Annotated in this window: 19 protein-coding genes and 1 pseudogene; 7 read left to right on the plus strand and 13 right to left on the minus strand. The window is 62.1% G+C overall.

Annotated elements, in window-relative coordinates:
• Window positions 1-3 precede the first annotated feature (3 nt).
• From DSHI_RS02570 to DSHI_RS02590, 7 genes and pseudogenes are all read left to right on the plus strand, one after another.
• Complete coding sequence (locus DSHI_RS02570) at window positions 4-2,964, plus strand: formate dehydrogenase subunit alpha (protein ID WP_012177182.1); 2,961 nt, start codon at window positions 4-6, stop codon at window positions 2,962-2,964.
• Between the two features lie 14 nt (window positions 2,965-2,978).
• Window positions 2,979-3,575 carry a formate dehydrogenase FDH3 subunit beta gene (gene fdh3B, locus DSHI_RS02575; protein ID WP_012177183.1) on the plus strand — a complete coding sequence of 199 codons (597 nt, stop codon included), beginning with the start codon at window positions 2,979-2,981 and terminating at the stop codon, window positions 3,573-3,575.
• Window positions 3,576-3,588: 13 nt separating this feature from the next.
• Window positions 3,589-4,617 (plus strand): formate dehydrogenase subunit gamma, encoded by a 1,029-nt coding sequence (locus tag DSHI_RS02580; protein WP_012177184.1) that lies wholly within the window; start codon window positions 3,589-3,591, stop codon window positions 4,615-4,617.
• Between the two features lie 105 nt (window positions 4,618-4,722).
• Window positions 4,723-5,823, plus strand: coding sequence for an Mrp/NBP35 family ATP-binding protein (locus DSHI_RS02585; protein WP_050757784.1), 1,101 nt, complete (start codon window positions 4,723-4,725; stop codon window positions 5,821-5,823).
• A gap of 3 nt (window positions 5,824-5,826) precedes the next feature.
• Window positions 5,827-5,982, plus strand: coding sequence for a hypothetical protein (locus DSHI_RS22205; protein ID WP_157865211.1), 156 nt, complete (start codon window positions 5,827-5,829; stop codon window positions 5,980-5,982).
• 24 nt (window positions 5,983-6,006) lie between these two features.
• Window positions 6,007-6,153 (plus strand): annotated as a pseudogene (locus tag DSHI_RS23090) (hypothetical protein); the annotation flags it as partial.
• A 24-nt stretch (window positions 6,154-6,177) separates the two neighbouring features.
• A complete protein-coding gene (locus tag DSHI_RS02590; RefSeq protein ID WP_203426302.1) occupies window positions 6,178-7,221 on the plus strand; it encodes a c-type cytochrome in 1,044 nt (347 codons plus the stop codon).
• A gap of 93 nt (window positions 7,222-7,314) precedes the next feature.
• Here the strand turns inward: DSHI_RS02590 and DSHI_RS02595 are convergent, their stop codons facing one another.
• From DSHI_RS02595 to DSHI_RS02630, 13 genes are all read right to left on the minus strand, one after another.
• Window positions 7,315-8,097 (minus strand): hypothetical protein, encoded by a 783-nt coding sequence (locus DSHI_RS02595; RefSeq protein WP_012177187.1) that lies wholly within the window; start codon window positions 8,095-8,097, stop codon window positions 7,315-7,317.
• 181 nt (window positions 8,098-8,278) lie between these two features.
• A complete protein-coding gene (locus tag DSHI_RS22685) occupies window positions 8,279-9,352 on the minus strand; it encodes an alkyl sulfatase dimerization domain-containing protein (protein WP_012177188.1) in 1,074 nt (357 codons plus the stop codon).
• A 27-nt stretch (window positions 9,353-9,379) separates the two neighbouring features.
• Window positions 9,380-9,583, minus strand: coding sequence for a hypothetical protein (locus DSHI_RS22690; protein ID WP_012177189.1), 204 nt, complete (start codon window positions 9,581-9,583; stop codon window positions 9,380-9,382).
• An 11-nt stretch (window positions 9,584-9,594) separates the two neighbouring features.
• The gene (locus DSHI_RS22695) at window positions 9,595-10,272 is read right to left on the minus strand and encodes an MBL fold metallo-hydrolase (protein WP_012177190.1); all 678 of its coding nucleotides are present in this window, start codon (window positions 10,270-10,272) and stop codon (window positions 9,595-9,597) included.
• Window positions 10,273-10,590: 318 nt separating this feature from the next.
• A complete protein-coding gene (locus tag DSHI_RS23095) occupies window positions 10,591-10,953 on the minus strand; it encodes a response regulator transcription factor (protein ID WP_044027601.1) in 363 nt (120 codons plus the stop codon).
• 55 nt (window positions 10,954-11,008) lie between these two features.
• A complete protein-coding gene (locus DSHI_RS22950; protein WP_083768413.1) occupies window positions 11,009-11,302 on the minus strand; it encodes a response regulator transcription factor in 294 nt (97 codons plus the stop codon).
• Window positions 11,230-11,454: a response regulator gene (locus tag DSHI_RS21620; RefSeq protein ID WP_083768349.1), complete on the minus strand. Its 225-nt coding sequence runs from the start codon at window positions 11,452-11,454 to the stop codon at window positions 11,230-11,232. The genes DSHI_RS22950 and DSHI_RS21620 overlap by 73 nt, the downstream gene beginning before the upstream one ends.
• Window positions 11,455-11,637, minus strand: coding sequence for a response regulator (locus DSHI_RS21245; protein ID WP_012177192.1), 183 nt, complete (start codon window positions 11,635-11,637; stop codon window positions 11,455-11,457).
• Window positions 11,634-12,533 carry a sensor histidine kinase gene (locus DSHI_RS21250; protein WP_012177193.1) on the minus strand — a complete coding sequence of 300 codons (900 nt, stop codon included), beginning with the start codon at window positions 12,531-12,533 and terminating at the stop codon, window positions 11,634-11,636. The genes DSHI_RS21245 and DSHI_RS21250 overlap by 4 nt, the downstream gene beginning before the upstream one ends.
• A gap of 6 nt (window positions 12,534-12,539) precedes the next feature.
• Window positions 12,540-13,526 (minus strand): ABC transporter substrate-binding protein, encoded by a 987-nt coding sequence (locus tag DSHI_RS21255; protein ID WP_012177194.1) that lies wholly within the window; start codon window positions 13,524-13,526, stop codon window positions 12,540-12,542.
• 272 nt (window positions 13,527-13,798) lie between these two features.
• The gene (locus DSHI_RS02620) at window positions 13,799-14,839 is read right to left on the minus strand and encodes a substrate-binding domain-containing protein (protein WP_012177195.1); all 1,041 of its coding nucleotides are present in this window, start codon (window positions 14,837-14,839) and stop codon (window positions 13,799-13,801) included.
• 25 nt (window positions 14,840-14,864) lie between these two features.
• Complete coding sequence (locus tag DSHI_RS02625; protein ID WP_012177196.1) at window positions 14,865-15,875, minus strand: ABC transporter permease; 1,011 nt, start codon at window positions 15,873-15,875, stop codon at window positions 14,865-14,867.
• A complete protein-coding gene (locus DSHI_RS02630) occupies window positions 15,872-17,389 on the minus strand; it encodes a sugar ABC transporter ATP-binding protein (protein ID WP_044027602.1) in 1,518 nt (505 codons plus the stop codon). The genes DSHI_RS02625 and DSHI_RS02630 overlap by 4 nt, the downstream gene beginning before the upstream one ends.
• Window positions 17,390-17,480 lie beyond the last annotated feature (91 nt).

The raw sequence follows: 17,480 nt of genomic DNA on the forward strand, positions 1-17,480 counted from the left end.
GCCATGCTGGTCAAACGCAGATCGACAGACGCGCGCCGTAGTGGCCTCGCGGCCTTTGCGCAGAACGTTTCCGCCAAGCCTGTGGACCGCCGCAGCTTCCTGAGATCCTCCGGACTGGCCGTGGGTGGCCTTGCGGCGCTGGGGACGGTCGGTGCCACGACGGTGCGTCGCGCCGAGGCTGGCATGACGGACTTCAGCCAGCCGGTCGAGATCAAGACCAATATCTGTACCCACTGTTCGGTGGGCTGCACCGTGCTCGCCGAAGTGCAAAACGGGGTCTGGGTCGGTCAAGAACCGGCATGGAAAAGCCCGATCAATCGGGGCACCCACTGCGCCAAGGGCGCGTCGGTGCGCGAGTTGGTGCACGGCGACCGCCGCCTGAAATATCCGATGAAGAAGGAAAACGGCGCATGGGTCCGGATTTCCTGGGATCAGGCGATCGACGAGATCGGCGACAAGATGCTCGACATCCGCGAGAAACATGGCGCCGACAGCGCCTATTTGCTCGGCTCGGCCAAGTTCTCCAATGAGGGCGCGTATCTCTTCCGCAAGTTCGCGGCGTTTTGGGGGACCAACAACGTCGACCACCAGGCGCGGATCTGTCACTCGACCACGGTCGCAGGTGTTGCGAACACCTGGGGCTATGGCGCGATGACCAACAGTTACAATGACATCCGCAACTCCAAGACGATCATCTTCATGGGCTCCAACGCGGCCGAGGCGCACCCCGTTTCGCTGCAGCACATCCTGACGGGCAAGGAGACCAACCGCGCCAATGTCATCGTGATCGACCCGCGCTTCACCCGCACGGCCGCCCACGCCACGGATTACATCCGCATGCGTCCGGGCACCGATATCGCCGTGATCTGGGGTATCATGTGGCACATTTTCGAGAACAACTGGCAGGACCAGGAGTATATCGATCAGCGTGTCTGGGGCATGGACCAGATCCGCGAAGCGGTCAAAGCCTACCCGCCCGCAGAGGTGGAGCGCATCACCGGCATCGGTGAGGCGGAACTGCGCCGCGTCGCGGAAACCTTCGCCACCCAAGGCCCTGCAACTTTTATCTGGTGCATGGGCGGCACGCAGCACACGGTCGGCACGGCCAACGTGCGCACCTATTGCAACCTGCTTCTGGCAACCGGCAATGTCGGCTCCAACGGGTCGGGCGCCAACATCTTCCGCGGCCACTGTAACGTTCAGGGTGCCACGGATTTCGGCCTCGATATCGGGTCGCTGCCTTGCTACTACGGTCTGTCCGAGGGCGGCTGGCGCCATTGGTCGCGTGTCTGGGAAGTGGACTACGACTACCTGCAGGCGCGCTTCGACGAGGTGCCGGCCAAAGGCGGTCGCGATGCGCGCGATCGCAAGGCGAACATGGAAATGGCCGGGATCCCGTCGACCCGCTGGTTCGATGCGACCACCCTTGACGCGGAGGACGTCGATCAGCGCGACAACATCAAGGCGATGATCGTCTTCGGTCACGGCGGTAACACGGTGCCGCGGATGGGCGACAGCCTCAAGGGGATGAACGCGCTCGATCTGCTGGTCGTCGCGGACCCGCATCCCACGACATTCGCTGCCCTCCACGATCGTCCCGACAACACCTACCTGTTGCCGATCTCGACACAGTTCGAATGCGATGGCAGCCGGACGGCCTCGAACCGCTCGGTGCAATGGGGCGAGAAAGTCGTCGAGCCCATCTTCGAGAGCGACAACGACTATGCCGTGATCTACCGGCTGGCCGAAAAGCTCGGCTTTGCGGACGAGATGTTCAAGAACTACGAGATGGTTCAGGGCAAGTTCTCGATGGAGCCCACGGCCGAATCCGTCCTGCGCGAGATCAACCGCGGTGGCTGGTCCACCGGCTACACCGGGCAGAGCCCCGAACGGCTCAAGGCGCATATGGCCAACCAGGACAAGTTCGACCTGGTCACTCTGCGCGCGCCCGCGGATGCGGGCGACGTGGCCGGCGATTTCTACGGTCTGCCCTGGCCCTGCTGGGGGACGCCGGAGTTCAAGCATCCCGGCACGCATATCCTCTACAACCCGAACGTGCCGGTCAAAGAGGGCGGCGGTGGCTTCCGTCCCCGCTTCGGTCTCGACCGGGACGGCGAGACCTTGTTGGCGGAGGGGTCGTATCCGGTTGGCTCCGAGATCGAGGACGGGTATCCGCAGTTCACCTATGGTATCCTTCAGAGCCTCGGCTGGGACAGCGATCTGACCGCGGAAGAGCTGGCCACCATCCAGCGCATCGGCGGCAACGATCCCGAGGCGATGGCCAATGTGAGTTGGTCGCTCGACCTGTCCGGCGGGATCCAGCGTGTCGCGATCGAGCACGGCTGCGTGCCCTTCGGCAACGGTAAGGCCCGCGCCGTGGCGTGGAACCTGCCCGACCCGATCCCGGTGCACCGCGAGCCGATCTATTCGCCGCGCCCGGACCTCGTGGCCGACTACCCGACCCGCGATGATGGTCGCCAGTTCCGTGTGCCGAACATCGGCCACACGATGCAGGCCTCTGCCGTCGAGCGCAATCTGTCCGAGAGCTTCCCGATCGTTCTGACCTCCGGCCGTCTGGTCGAGTATGAGGGCGGTGGTGAAGAAACCCGGTCGAACCCTTGGCTCGCCGAATTGCAGCAGGACATGTTCGTGGAGATCAACCCGGCGGACGCAGAAGCCAGGGGCATTTCCGACGGCGGTTGGGTCTGGGTCTATGGCCCGGAAAACGAAAGCAAAACCCGCGTCAAGGCCTTGGTGACCGAACGCGTGGCGGAGGGCGTGGCCTTCATGCCGTTCCACTTCGCGGGCTGGTTCCAGGGTGAAGACCAACGGGGCAACTACCCCGAGGGCACCGACCCCATCGTCTTGGGCGAGAGCGTCAATACGGTCACATCCTATGGATATGACCCGGTAACAGGCATGCATGAAGGCAAAGTCACACTTTGCCAAATTGCAGCGGCCTAAGGGAGGACACTGAAATGGCACGAATGAAATTTCTGTGCGACGCGGACCGCTGCATCGAATGCAACGCTTGTGTGACGGCCTGCAAGAACGAGCATGAGGTTCCGTGGGGCATCAACCGTCGCCGGGTCGTGACGATCAACGATGGCTTGCCGGGCGAGAGATCGGTCTCGATGGCCTGCATGCACTGCACCGACGCGCCCTGCGCGGCGGTGTGTCCGGTGGATTGCTTCTACACCACCGATGACGCCGTCGTGCTGCACTCCAAGGACACCTGCATTGGATGTGGCTACTGCTTCTACGCGTGCCCCTTCGGCGCGCCGCAATACCCCAAGGTGGGGAATTTCGGTACGCGCGGCAAGATGGACAAATGCACCTACTGCGCAGGCGGCCCGGAGGCGGACATGACCGAAGCCGAGTACGTCAAGTACGGCTCCAACCGCCTGGCCGAGGGGAAACTGCCCCTGTGCGCCGAGATGTGTTCCACCAAATCGCTGCTTGCCGGCGACGGGGACATCATTGCCGAGATCTACAAGGAACGCGTGGTGACCCGGGGCTACGGTTCCGGGGCATGGGGCTGGCGTAGCGCTTATGGCGATACGGTAACGGTCTGAGTGGGATAGCAAAATGAATATGAAAACACTCACACAACGCTTCGTGGCCGTTTTCGGTGTGCTCGTGGTGCTGGGCATCATGGGCGGCACCCTCCATGCACCTGCGCAAGCTCAGCAAATCAACCCGACCGCAGAAGCGGTCACGGAGGACTCCCTGTTCGAGGCTCTGCGGGACGATCAGATGGTCGCGGGTCGTGTTTCGATCCCAGACGAGCTGTCCAGCGGTCTGATCAAACCGGGTAACGCCTCCTGGGCTGATACCCACACCAGCACGGTGCGAATCCTTTCGATCCTTGGTGTTGTGGGTGCTTTGGTCGTGTTGACGGGCTTCTATCTCATCCGTGGCAAGATCATGGTGGATAGCAAGCTGTCCGGCGTCCGTATCCTGCGCTTCACAGCGGTAGAGCGGTTTGCGCATTGGTTGATGGCGGGTTCATTCATCGTGCTTGCTCTCACCGGTCTCAACCTGGTGCTTGGGCGCACGATGGTCCTGCCCTGGCTCGGAGAGACTGCATTCTCCACGATTTCGGTTTGGGGCAAAATCGCGCATAACTATGTGGGATGGGCCTTCATGCTGGGTCTGATCATGTCTTTCGCGGTCTGGATCTCGCACAACATCCCGGACAAGGTGGATGCCGAGTGGGTCGCCAAGGGTGGCGGTCTTCTCAAGAAAGGTGTTCATCCCCCTGCGAAAAAGTTCAATGCGGGTCAAAAGGTCATCTTCTGGTCGACCACTTTGGGCGGCGCTGCCCTGTCTTTCACCGGCTTCATGATGCTGTTTCCGGCTTTGGCTGGTACACAGGCGGATTGGCAGTTCTACCAACTGATCCATGGGATCGTTGCGGCTGTCCTGTCCTTCATCATCATCGCGCATATCTACATTGGCTCGATCGGGATGGAAGGCGCGTTTGATGCGATGGGTACCGGCGAAGTAGATCTGAACTGGGCGAAAGAACACCACTCCCTTTGGGTGGAAGAGGTCCAGAAAGGCGAAGCGGCCCAAGACGGCGGCCCCGCCAAAACTCCGCATCCAGCGGAATGAACGCTTGGCTCGCCCGGCGCGGTACATTTCTGCGCCGGGCGATCCGTTCATGTCTCCCTGCCCGTGCGAAGGCAAAGATTGGCGCTACCGAAAGTTTGAAGACCGATGGCAGATGACCCGATCCTGCATGCTGCCCGTGAGGCGCTGACAGGGCTGACGATGCCTGACGGCACGCCCTTTCTTGGCGCTCCGCAGGTGTCGGGGCCGGTTCTGTCCGGTGGTCGTATCAGTTTATCGATAATGACAACGGCCGCGGGCGCCGCGTCTCTCGGCGAGACAAGATCCAAGGCCGAGGCGGCCTTGCGCGCCATACCAGGGGCTGAGACGGCCTTTGTTACCCTGACCAATGATGCAGCCGCTGCTCCACCGGTCCTCAAACAACCAAATGCCGCGAAGCCCGCGGTGTTGGCCGAGGTCGCGCATGTGGTGGCCGTTGCCTCTGGCAAGGGAGGGGTTGGCAAATCGACCACTGCCGTAAACCTTGCCTTGGGTCTGCGTGCAAACGGTTTGAAGGTGGGCATTCTGGACGCGGACATCCACGGCCCCTCCATCCCGACGCTGCTTGCTCTTCATGGGCAACCTCGCATGGGCAAGGATCGCAGGCTTCTGCCGATGCAGTCCAACGGAATATCGGCCATGTCCATGGGTATGATGGTCGATGCCGAGACGGCGATGGTCTGGCGCGGTCCCATGGTGATGTCGGCGATCACGCAAATGCTGGCGGAGGTTAACTGGGGTGCCCTGGATGTTCTGATCGTCGACATGCCGCCCGGCACCGGCGATGCGCAACTCGCGATCGCCCAAGGCACGAAGCTGGCGGGTGCCGTGATCGTTTCGACCCCACAAGACCTGGCCCTGATCGATGCGCGTCGTGGCATTGCGATGTTCAAAAAGGTGGATGTGCCGATCCTTGGCTTGATCGAGAATATGGCGCATTTCACCTGCAACGACTGCGGCAAACAGCACGCACTTTTCGGTACCGGGGGAGCGGAAGCTGAAGCCAAGCGTTTGAATGTGCCGTTCTTGGGGGCAGTGCCGCTCACAATGGACTTGAGGGCCGCATCCGACAGCGGCCAGCCCATCGTGGTCCGCGATCCGGAGGGCCCTCTGGGCAAGCTTTACGTCGAGATGGCAGGAGCCCTTTGGGCCAATCTGGTAGCCTCATCCTCAAAATACCAATCACCAAGAAAACTACAAGGAGCCTGACTGATGAAAGCCTTCCTTCTCGCCTGTGGCGTCGTTCTCGGCATTGCCTTCATTGCGGCGAATGTCCTTAACGGCACCTTTCAGACCGACAGCACCTCGGCCTTCACGACAGAGGGCGCGCGCGTATCGCCCGGTGAACAAAACCTGATCAGCAACTGATCTGCCGTGGGGCAGGGGGGCAAGATGAGGGTCGCCTCGACCCTCTGTGCGGTCGCGCTGGCCTCTGCCCCTGTCTTGGCGCAAGATCTACGCGGTCATGGTGGACCTGTGCGCGCCCTGGCGACGGACGAGGCAGGTCGCATCTATTCCGGATCCTTCGATACCCGGGCCATTGTCTGGGATGGTTTCACAGCCATGCAGATCACCCGTCACCACGAAGGGGCGGTCACGGCGGTTGTCCCGCTTGAAGGCGGTCGCTTTGCCTCCGGGGGACAGGATGGCCGTGTCGTTATCTGGGGGGATAGCCCGGAGCCCCTGCAATCCGAGATCTGGCACCCGCTGCCCGTCGGCGCGATGGTCGCCCTCGGCGACGGTCTTGCATCGGCTGGATGGGATGGGCGGATCGCCCTTTGGTCCGGCACTGGAAGTCCCAGCTACATCGAGGCGCATGAGGGACAAATCACCGGCCTCATCGGGTACCGCGGTGGCTTGGCCAGCGTGGGCGCGGATCTGAGGCTGCGGTTGTGGAACCCGGACGGGACAGATGCCGGCCAGATCAGCCTGCCTGCAGCCGCTTCAGCGCTCGCGACCGATGGCGCAGCCCTATTCGTCGCGTCTCCCGATGGCATTCTGCGGAAAGTCACTGCAATCACAGAACTTGATGAGGCGACCATCTCCAGTCGGGGGCTGTTGTCCGTTGCCGCCTCCGAAGGGCTTGTGGCCGTTGGGGCCATGACGGGGGACGTATGGCTGGTCGATCCGGATACGCTCGACGTGCAGGTGGCCATTGAGACCGGTCAAGGGCCAATCTGGGCACTGGCCATTTCGGATGGCGTGCTTTTGACGGGTGGCAACGATGGCCTGATCCGGCGCTGGTCGTTGGACGGAATCGCCCTGGGGGAGGGCAGTGGCCCCCCCGATCCGACCCTAACCAATCCGCGCGGTGCAGAAGTCTTTCGGGCCTGCGCCGTTTGCCATACCCTGACGCCCGATGATGGGGCGCGGGCCGGGCCGACACTCCATGGCATCTTTGGACGCCGGATCGCGACCGCCGAGGGGTATCAGTATTCTGAGGCTCTCAAAGACCTTGATATCGTATGGACCGCCCAAACGATATCCGAGCTCTTCGAGTATGGCCCGGATGCCTATACACCAGGAAGCCGTATGCCCGAACAGCGCGTGCCGAGTGCTGCGGATCGTCAGGCGCTCGTCGAGTTTCTGGAAATGGTCACCCGGTAACTCAAGTCACATGGTGGCGTTTGAAGACTTCCATGCTGGTGAAAACCCCGCTTGAACTCATGCAGGCGCACAATGACGGCTTCGCCGGTGTCCTCAAAACTGAAAGTTCACACCCGCGAAGATCCCCCAATCCGGTTGGCCATCGCCGTCGGAGGCCACGGTATACTGCGGTTCGACGAACAGGTTCAGAACCCCGTTTTCGCGCTGGAACACCTGGCCGATCCCAAGGCCGATGGGGATGGCATAGTCATCGGTCTTGAAGTCGTAGGTCATCACGCCGGTTGATCGCAGGTAGGTGCCGCCACCGAGTTGATAGAATACGAATGGCTGAAAGGCGGCCGCGTTGACGTCGTCGCGGGTGTCTTCGCCTGCGAAACTGGCCTGCCAAGTCAACAAGTAGCCGTATTGCACGGTCGGGCTGGATGCGTTGAACAGCACGTTGGCAAATCCCGCCGACCAATTGCCCGATCCCAGCGCGTCATCTGTCGCAGTCGGCGCGGTGAACTGCGGACCGATCCCAAAACTGATCGCTGGGTTGCGGGTGTCGAACAGAAAGGCTGCAAAGACGTTCAGATCGCCAAGGCCGGAGCGGTCCCCACCCCCGGTGCGGGGCACTGTATTGATGGGCAGAGTCGCGCGGGCGATGCCGTTTGCAGCGCCCAGCCGAAACGGTTTGGCCCCGCGCAGCAGAACGGCGTTTGCGTCCCGGTCGATGCTCGACAGGTTGCCGAAATACTGGTTCTGCAGGTTGAGCGACGTGGTGTCGGCGAGCGGGTTGTTCGCCTGTGCCGCGGCATCGGCCTCCCCCTGCGCAAATGCCGCCGAGGCCATTGTCGCGGTGATGATTGTCAGTGACAGAGCTCTGGCATGCTTCATGGCTGAGCGGGTCCTCTAGTTTGCGCGCCTGACCGCTCCGTCTTCTCCCTAGGGCTTCATCCGGAATGAAGCAGTCGGCAGGATTTTGGTGCAGTCATTGTACCTTGCGTGTGGAGGGCCGAGGGGCTGGGCCATGGCCCCCCTTCGGTTGGGCGCCGCGCGCTGGGCGCGGCGGCAGTTCTCAGTTGGGCAGTTCCCCGGCATTGACCGTTTTGACCTGGAAGGGGTTGCCCTCGACCCCACTGGGGCCTGCCTCAGGGTCATAGCGCCCCGGAACGGCCGCAGCGCCTTCGGTGCCCGGCATGACCTCGAAGGTCATCTCGAAGTCGGTCAGCAGCGAAGCCAGCTGCGTCAACACTGACCGATCGCCCTCGGCCTGAGCATTCCCGGCGTCGATCTGTGCGTCGATGGTCGCCTTGCCGATCATGACCGGAACTAGCTGCGCGCGGTCGATCGTGAGGGTCAGGTCGGGGGTCTCGACCTGGTAGCCTTCGATATTTGTCAGAGTGGCGTTGCTCAGTTCGAGGATGTATTCCTCCTCGATGTCGGGATGCACGATGTTGATCGTGAACTCGGTATCGCCCGCTTTCCGGCTGTCCATCTTGATCGCGATGTAGTCCAGGAACAGCCCCGTGGGCATCGCCTGGATCACGTCCGGCGTTGCGGTTTCGGTCGCAGTGCCCGTGGGCAGAGGGGAGCGCAGCTCATAGGCGCCGGCGAGGAAGCTGTTGCGCAGGCCGGGGTTTTCCTGCTGGTAGCCGATCTGCTCGAAATTATCGGCCAGTAGGTCCTTGGCAGCAGCGTTGTCCGGCTCGGCATAGACAAGCTTGTTCAGGATCTCGACGGCGTGGAAATACTGCCCGGTGTCGAACAGCTGCTGCCCCTTGGCGAGGATCGCGTCCGCACCGCCCATCATCTCCACATAAAGCGGAGCGGAATCCGCCGGTGACAGCGGGATTAGCGTGGCCGGGTTGGCATCCCAGTAGCCGAGGTAGCGGTTGATCACCGCGCGTACGTTGTGCTCGACCGAGCCATGGTAGCCACGGTTGAACCAGTTGTTCGCGATGCTCTCGGGCGGTTCGTAGACGTTGTGGATCTCGTTGATCGTGACGCCCTGATTGGCAAAGTGCAGCACCTGGCTGTTCAGGTTCGCGTACAGGTCTCGCTGTGCGCGCAGCACCTCTTGGATGCGTTCGTTGCCGAATCGTGGCCAGTGGTGCGAGGCGAACATGACCTCGGCCTCGGTGCCGAACATCTGCAGCGCTTCGTTGATGAACTTGGACTATCCCAAGGCATCGCGCACTTGGGCCCCCCGTAGGGTGTAGATGTTGTGCATCGTTCCAGTGACGTTCTCCGCCATCCAGAGCGCCTTCACGTCGGGCAGGTAGGTGTTCATCTCGGACGGGGCTTCGGTGCCCGGGGTCAGTTGGAAAACCATGCGCACACCGTCGATCGTGTGCTCTTCGAGGGGCTCCGAGATCTCCATCGTCGGCGCGATTAGGCCCGTGGCGCCGCTGGAGGCAGCCTGGCCGAGGCCTTGGTGACATAGCCAAAGGGGCTGGCCGGCAAGAGCGAGGCGTACTGATAGAACCTCCGCCGCGTCATGGCGTTGCCGGCATAGACGTTTTCGGACACCGCGTGCTCGATAAAGCCTTCAGGCGCGATGATTTCGACCTCGCCAGCCTCGATCGCCGCATCATCCACGAGGGCACGCACGCCCCCGAAGTGGTCCGCATGGGAGTGCGAATAGATCACGGCCACAATCGGACGTTTGCCAAGCTCCTGGTTGACCAGTTCCATTGTCGCCTCGGCGGTTTCCTTGGACAACAGCACGTCATAGGCGATCCAGCCGCTGTCGGTCTGGATCAAGGTCGGGTTTGAAAGGTCGTAGCCGCTCACTTGGTAGATGCCTTCCATCACCTCGTAGAGGCCGAATTGCGTGGTCAGACGGGCCTGGCGCTCGAGAGAGGGATGGATACTGTCGAAGTTCTCACCTTCCTTGAGGAAATTGAATCGCTCCAGCTCCCAGGTGAACCCGCCGGCCTCCGCCTCGATCTGGAGCGTTTCGGGCGCGGCGATCAGGCCACGGGCGAGCTCGTCGAAATCCTGAGTGTCATCGAACGGCAGCGCTTCGCGTGCTTCGTTCAGGATGTCGATGGTGAATTGCGAGGGCATCTTTCCCTTCTCGTGGAAATGCGCGGGCGGCTCAGCATCCTAAGCGATTGCGCGTGGGGCGAAGCCGGGCGCCGTGACCGTCAATGCGTTCGCGCCCGACAAAGCCGCGACCACCAGTCTTGCTTGTGTCATGTTTAGGTTCTCCTTCCTGTTGTCTGCTGACAGTCCGATCTGGACACGCGTCGGACATGGGGCCGGGGCTGCACCGCGATGGGTGAAGCGGGCCAGCGCCGGGCGACCACAGAACTGCCCACAGGATGCGGAACGGCGACGATGGCGCATAGTTGGACGATGTACCTATCGGGTGCTGGATGCGCCTCAGACTTTCGGGAGGAACCCGGAGAGGTCCGCGCGGGACAGGGGTTTTCTGATGTACGCGTCTGCGCCCGCAGCCAGGCAACTGCCTTTTGCACCTTCGCTATCGCGCCCCGTCATGACAACGATCCTCGGGGTGAAGCCGCGTGCTCTGAGTTGTGCGATCAGGTCCGGGCCGCGAACCCCGGGAAGATGCAGATCGAGAAGCAACAAGACCGGCGGGACCTCGAAAGGGGCCCCGAGAAGGGCTTCGCCAGAGGCAAAGGTCCGCGCATTGTAGCCCAGAGACCGGGTTCCCCGCGCCAATGCCCGCCTCACGGCGTCATCATCGTCGACAATCGCGACAAGTCCAGCATCGCTACACATGGGCCAAACCGACGCATGCGCGGCCGTTGCCCGATAGATGCCCAATGGGCCTACATCACGGTGCGCCGATCCGGCGGGTGACGGCGGCACGCACCAAGTCCGCGAGGTTACGCATCCCCATCTTCTGCATGACCCGCGCCCTGTGGACCTTCACGGTTTTCTTCGCAAGTCCCAGGTCCATCGCGATGTTCTTGTTGGGCTCTCCGGCCACCACCGCATCATGGACCTGGCGTTCGCGCGGTGTAAGTCTTCGCAGATGCCGTTCGAAGCGCGCTTCTACCGACAGCGCGGATTGCGCGTCGCATGCATGGTCGATTGCGTTGCGGACCGTGTCAGAAGCCGTTCGGATTCGATGGGCTTGGTCAGAAAATCGAAAGCTCCGGACTCCATCGCGCGCACGCCCATCGCGATGTCGCCGCGCCCGGTCAGAAAGACCACGGGACAGCTCTTGGATGTCGCGGCGATCCGGTCCTGAAAGGCAATGCCGTTGATCCCGGGCAGTTACATATCGACGATGACGCATCCGATCCTGTCGGGGTCGAAGCCATCCATGAACGCCTCGCCACTGGCATGCTCAATGGCCTCGTACCCGTGCCGCATGATCATTCGTCGCAGCGCACGCCGGATCGCGGCGTCGTCCTCGACGATGTGGACAAGGCATTCCTGGGATTCCGGGGCACTCATGGCGCTGGAAGTGCCAGTATGGCGCGGGTTTTCGATGCCGCGCCGTCGACGTGGAGTTGACCGCCATGAGCCTCTGCAATCGTCCGGCTGATCGACAGCCCGAGGCCCATTCCATGCGCCTTGGTCGTCACGAAAGGTTGGAAAGCGGCGTCCCGCACGGCCTCGGGCAGGCCCGGGCCAGTATCGGTGACGGACACCTCGCGCATGCCGTCGGTACGCAGTGTCGTCTCGATGCTTATCCGCCGTGTCTTTCTCGGTTGATCCGCCATGCCATCTGTAGCGTTGAAAATCAGGTTCAAGAGAACCTGTTGAAGTTGCTCCGCATTTCCTGTCGCAATCAGGGCAGCCTCGCAGAGTTTCAAATCTGTCCTGACACTCCGCGCGATCAGCTCGCTCCGGATCAGGCGCAGGGTCGCGCGCACCACGTCGTTGAGTTCGACAGGTTGGAAGTCAGGGGCCCCCTCGCCAAGGAGTTTGCGCAGGTTGTCGATAACACCCGCCGCGCGCCGATCATCGTTGGCAATGTCTTCCAGGATTTCGGCAATCTCACGCAGATCCGGCGGGCTTTGTCGTAACAGGGCCCTGCCGGATTCCGCATTCATCAGGATCGAGGTCAGGGGCTGCTTCAGCTCATGCGCGATCGCGCCGGACAACTCGCCCAGTTGGGACACGCGCGAAAGCCGGGCGACCTCCGCCCGCTGCTGGGCAAGCTCGGCCGCGGCACGGCGACGGCGCTTTTCCAGAACGCCGAGGCCGATGATTGTGCTCGACTGCAAGAGGATGATCGGGAAGGCCAGGAGGATTGCCGCCCAGTATTCCTCCCAGACGCCGGGGTCGTAAAATAGAATCTCAGCGCCGGGCGGGAGGCGGTCTTGATCAAGATCGAACCGCTGCATCTGTCGCTAGTCGAGCACGGATGAAGCGGGCACCTCGATAGTCTGCGACACATTCGTAGGATCATCGACGAGCTGAAGCGCCGTTTCGGTCAGCGCCGTGCCGAGCGACTGAAACGTCGAGAAATGCCCGCCCACGAGACCGCATCCGACATAGGTGTCATAGACCCCGTAAACTGGCGTACCCGAAACCTCGGCGAGCGTAACGGCGGCTTCAACCGGTGTGAACAGCCGCCCCGCTGCATCCCGGAAGATGGTGAGTACGATCGCGATGGTGTCCCGGTCGAGGGCCGCCGCGGCGTCGCGAAACTCCTCCAGCGTCAAGTCCGACAGGTGGGTGACGTCAAGCTCCGCGAGACCTGCGAGTTGTTGCTCAGCGGAGGCCTTCCAACTTTGATCGAAGGCCGCGCTTCCGGTGAAAATGGCGACGCGTGTCGCATCAGGCTGGAGCGCCCGCGCCAGCTCCAGCGTGCCGACAAGATCGAAGGAGCCGAAGACGCCATAGGCATTGGGCGGCAGATCGAACCCGCGAAGATCTTCGCTGTCCACGCCGCCGAAAACGATGGGAAGTCCCGGTGCAAAACGGTCCTGATGCGTTATCGCGAGGGACAGTGCCTTGGGGCCCACGGTCAGGACTGCGTCGAGCGTGTCGTCGCTGTACTTGCGGGTCACCTTGTGGATGAAATGCCGATCCTCCTCGGCACCAGGAAACCTCTGCAGGTCGCGGTGCTCGCCGTAAACCTCGAACCGCGACCGCGCATCCGCCTGGGTGAGCGCCGAAGAGATGCCTTCCTGAATTGCGATGTTGGCGTAGAGCGTGCTGGAACTGGAGTAGAGTACGAGGAACCTGACTTGTTCAGGAAGGTCTTCCTCCTGAGCCATGGCTTGCGACGTGCCGATGAACAGAAGCGCTGCTATTGCGGCCAGCAGGTGGCGTAGGTCAGGACCGTTATGACCGGCCTTCGGACGCCACCATGTTGAGGACGCCCGCCTCATGACAGCGCCAAGTCCTGCATGTCTTTCGGCGATCTGCATCCAGCGCGCTTTTGGCACGGTCTTTACCAGCCCTTTTTGTCAGGGGCTCAGACTGGGTGCGGAAAACAGTCCCGTCAAGCTGACCAAGTCGTTGGCGCGCGACCGTGAACCGGGGCTTCCGGGACTTCCGGGACTGTTGTGGCGGGTGCAGGGATCGGGTCGGTCGACAGGTGGTCGTCACCGGCGAGACCTGTTTGACCTGCCCCGTCGGTCGCGGGGCAGATCGGGTTGTGTCAGCGTGCGGGCAGAGGCATCCAATCGGCCATCGCAACATCCGCGTGCTGAAACTGAGGCATCTTGGCACCGAGGTCTTCCATGTTGCGGATGTCATTGTCGTTGAGAAAAGCCTGCGTGATGAGAGTCGGCGGCACGATCACAGACGCGCCGGGATCCTCGCCGGCCAGCATCAGGGCAAGCGCGCGCACGGACACTTCCCCGACAACGGCCGGGTTGGTGGCAACCGTGGCCTTCCAAGCGCTGCCCGGCTCGCGCATGAGCGCGATGTCCGCGGTGGAAATATCGGCCGAGTAGATGCTCATCTCGCCGCTCAGGCCCAATTCGTCCGCGGCGATTTTCACGCCTTTGGCGAACTCGTTATAGGGGGCGAAGAAGACCGAGATGTTCGGGTTGGCCTGAAGAGCCGCGCGTGCCTGGTTGGCATTGGCATTCGCGATCGGATTGTCGAGCGTGCCGATCCGCGCTTCTTCGGTGATGCCTGGATTGGCAGTTTTCACTTCTTCCCAGGCCGCGTGGCGGCGGTCGAGCGGCGCGATGCCCGGGACGTAGACATAGCCAGCGGCAAAGCTGTCGCCATTGTCCTTGATCGCCTGTTCCAGAGCCAACTTGCCGAGCAGATAATCGGACTGCTCGACCTGCGGAATAGCCGCGTTCTCGACATTCACGTCGAACGCCACAACCTTGATCCCCGCATCCACCGCGCGCTGTGCGGCTTCCCGCATGGATTCCGTGAGACCGTGCTGGATGATGATCCCGTCCACGCCAAGCGCGATGGCCTGGTCGACCATGTCTGCCTGCAAGGCGGCATCCTGGCGACTGTCGAACACGCGCAGGTTCACACCAAGTGCCGCGGCCTGCGTTTCGACGCCTGACAGGTAGGCCTGGAAGAAATCGCCGGTGGACAGGTAGCGCACCAGCGCGATAGTGACCTCTTCGGGAGTGTCCAATGGGGCAGGTGCCTCCTGCGCGGTTGCGGCGCCCGCGCCAAGCGCAAGACTTGCCGCACTTGCAAAGGCCATGAAGTGACGTCTCAGCATATCGAGTCCTCCCTATCGCTGATGATCAATGCCCCGGGCCGCTGCGGCGCGAGGACAGGTAGAAAGTGAAGACAAGGGCGGCGACCAGGACCGCGCCCTTGACGAAATCCTGCGTGTAGTAGGGCGCGTTCATCATCGTCATACCCTGCAGCAGGATGCCCACGAAAAGCGCGCCCATGGCGGTGCCGAAAGCGTTGGGTCGGGCTGCGCCCAGAACCGCGAACCCTATCAACGCGGCCGCCACGGAATCGAGCAGCAGGTTGTTGCCGCTGGCAATGTCGCCCCGTCCCAGACGGGCAGCCAGCAGGATACCCCCGATGGACGCGGTTACGCCCGAGATCATGTAGGCCGCGATCTTGTAGCGGTTGACCGGGGTGCCGACGAGACCGGCGGCGCGTTCATTGGACCCGATGGCGTACATCAATCGTCCATGCCGGGTGAAGCCCAGAAACAGCCAGATCAAAACGGCGATCCCGACAAAGATCACCACCGGCATCGGCAGCAGGCGCTCGATAACCACATCGAACCGGTGACGCCCCAGCCAGAGGAAGGCCGCCGAAAAGGTGCCCTCGGCCACGGTACCATCGGACAGGGTCATCCCCGTAGCGATGGAATTACCCTGGGTCGGAATGCGTTGCAGACCGATCAGCAGAAACATCATGCCCAGCGTCGCCAGCAGATCGGGCACCCGGAATTTCACGATCAGCAATCCGTTGATGAACCCGACCAGGGCCCCCATCGCGAGGCATAACAGAACCGCGACGATTGCCGGGTGTTCGAGGATCACCATGGAATAGGCCGACAGCATCAGCGCCGATGTCGCCACCGCGCCGATTGACAAGTCAAATCCGCCGACCACCAGGGTGCAGGTCACCCCAAGGGCAAGAATACCGGTGATCGCCACGGATTGCAGCACGAAGGCCGCCGACAAAGGCCCGAGGAAGCCCGGCGCGGCGAGACTGAAATACACGATCAACCCGAACAGGAGCATCAGGAAGCCATAGCGAATGGCGATGTCGAGAAGTCGGTCGTTCATGGAGATGTGCCTGTCACGGTCGATGTGGCCCCCGAGATATCCGCGACAAGCGCGGCGAGGTCGATGTTCCGGTTCGTGTGTTCGCCGACGATTGCGCCTTCGCTCATCACTACGATCCGGTCGGCGATCTCGAGTGCCTCGTCGATTTCCGCTAGAAACACGAGGGTGGCGCGTCCTTGGGTGGTGGCGCGAATATGGTGACCGATGTCGCGGCGCGCGCCGATATCCACGCCTTGGAAGGGCTCGTCGAGCAATAGGACCTGCGCGGGCTCCAGCAACCAGCGGGCGATCATCACTTTCTGCTGGTTGCCGCCGGACAATGTGCCGATGCCGTCCCTGACGGATTGGCACACGATACCCAGCCGGTCCACCATGCCTTGCGCGGTGCCGCGCTGTTGGCGAGATTTCAGGAACGACCCGACGCTCATACCCTGCAGAAACGGCAGGGTCATGTTGTCGGCAATATCGAATGCCGGGATCACGGCGTTGGTGCCACGGTCCTTGGGGGACATGAACACACCCTGTGCAATTGCATCTTTGACCGAACGCGGGCTGTAGTCCTTTCCCTTGATACGAATGCTCCCCCGTATTGGCCTCGCGATGCCAAAGAGGATCTCGGCGAGGCGGCTCTTGCCGCTACCCAGCAATCCGACCAGGGCGACAACTTCGCCGTCATGGGCGGTCAAGGTGATCGGGGAGGCACCTTCGAACAACTGCAGATTTTTGATTTCCAGTACCGGATGTGTGCCTTGCCGCACCTCGGCGTCGACCTCGGTCATGCGGTGGCCCAGCATCGCCGTCACGGCGGCTTCAAGGTCGAGCGGTTCAGTCTCGAAAACACCTGAAATCATGCCGTCGCGCATGACCACGATGCGGTCTGCGATGCGGCGAATATCCGACATTCGGTGCGAGATATACAGGATCGCCACGCCCTGAGCGCGCAGGCGGTCTATCAGCTCGAACAGCCGGTCCGCTTCGGTCGCCGAGAGCGATGAGGTCGGTTCGTCGAGGATCAGAACCTTGGGCGCGCGGGCCATGGCACGGGCGATGGCGATCATTTGCCGGTCGGCGACGGACAGGTCAGACACCCGGGCCCTCAGGTTCACCTCGATACCCATCGCGGCGGCCACCTTGGCTGCCTCGGTACGCAGGTGGCGCTCGCGCACGAAAAGGCCATGAGAGTGTTCCGCCAACCGGTCCAGCATCAGGTTGTTCGCCACATCGAGATCGGGGATTACGCCGTCGTCGATGGATTGGTGGACCGTCACGACCCCCTGCCGGATCGCGTCGGCGGCATCCTCGGGGTCGAACGCGTTCGTAGCAAGGCGCATGGTGCCGCCATCGGCGCGGTGTTGGCCGCATATCACTTTCACCAGCGTGGATTTTCCAGCGCCGTTCGCGCCCATCAGAACAGTCACGGACCCTGGATCCAGAGTCAGGTCGATGCCGCGTAATACGTTGTTCTTGCCAAACGATTTTTGCAAACCGTTCACTATGAGCGCATGATCAGCCACGCGTCTCCTCCCCCGTGTCGCGCGACGGTAGGCGGGCGTGAATACATTTGTCAAATAATTTGACATAAGTATAAACTGAGGACTACGCACA

Origin of the sequence: Dinoroseobacter shibae DFL 12 = DSM 16493, from assembly GCF_000018145.1 — a bacterium.
GTDB classification, from domain to species: domain Bacteria; phylum Pseudomonadota; class Alphaproteobacteria; order Rhodobacterales; family Rhodobacteraceae; genus Dinoroseobacter; species Dinoroseobacter shibae.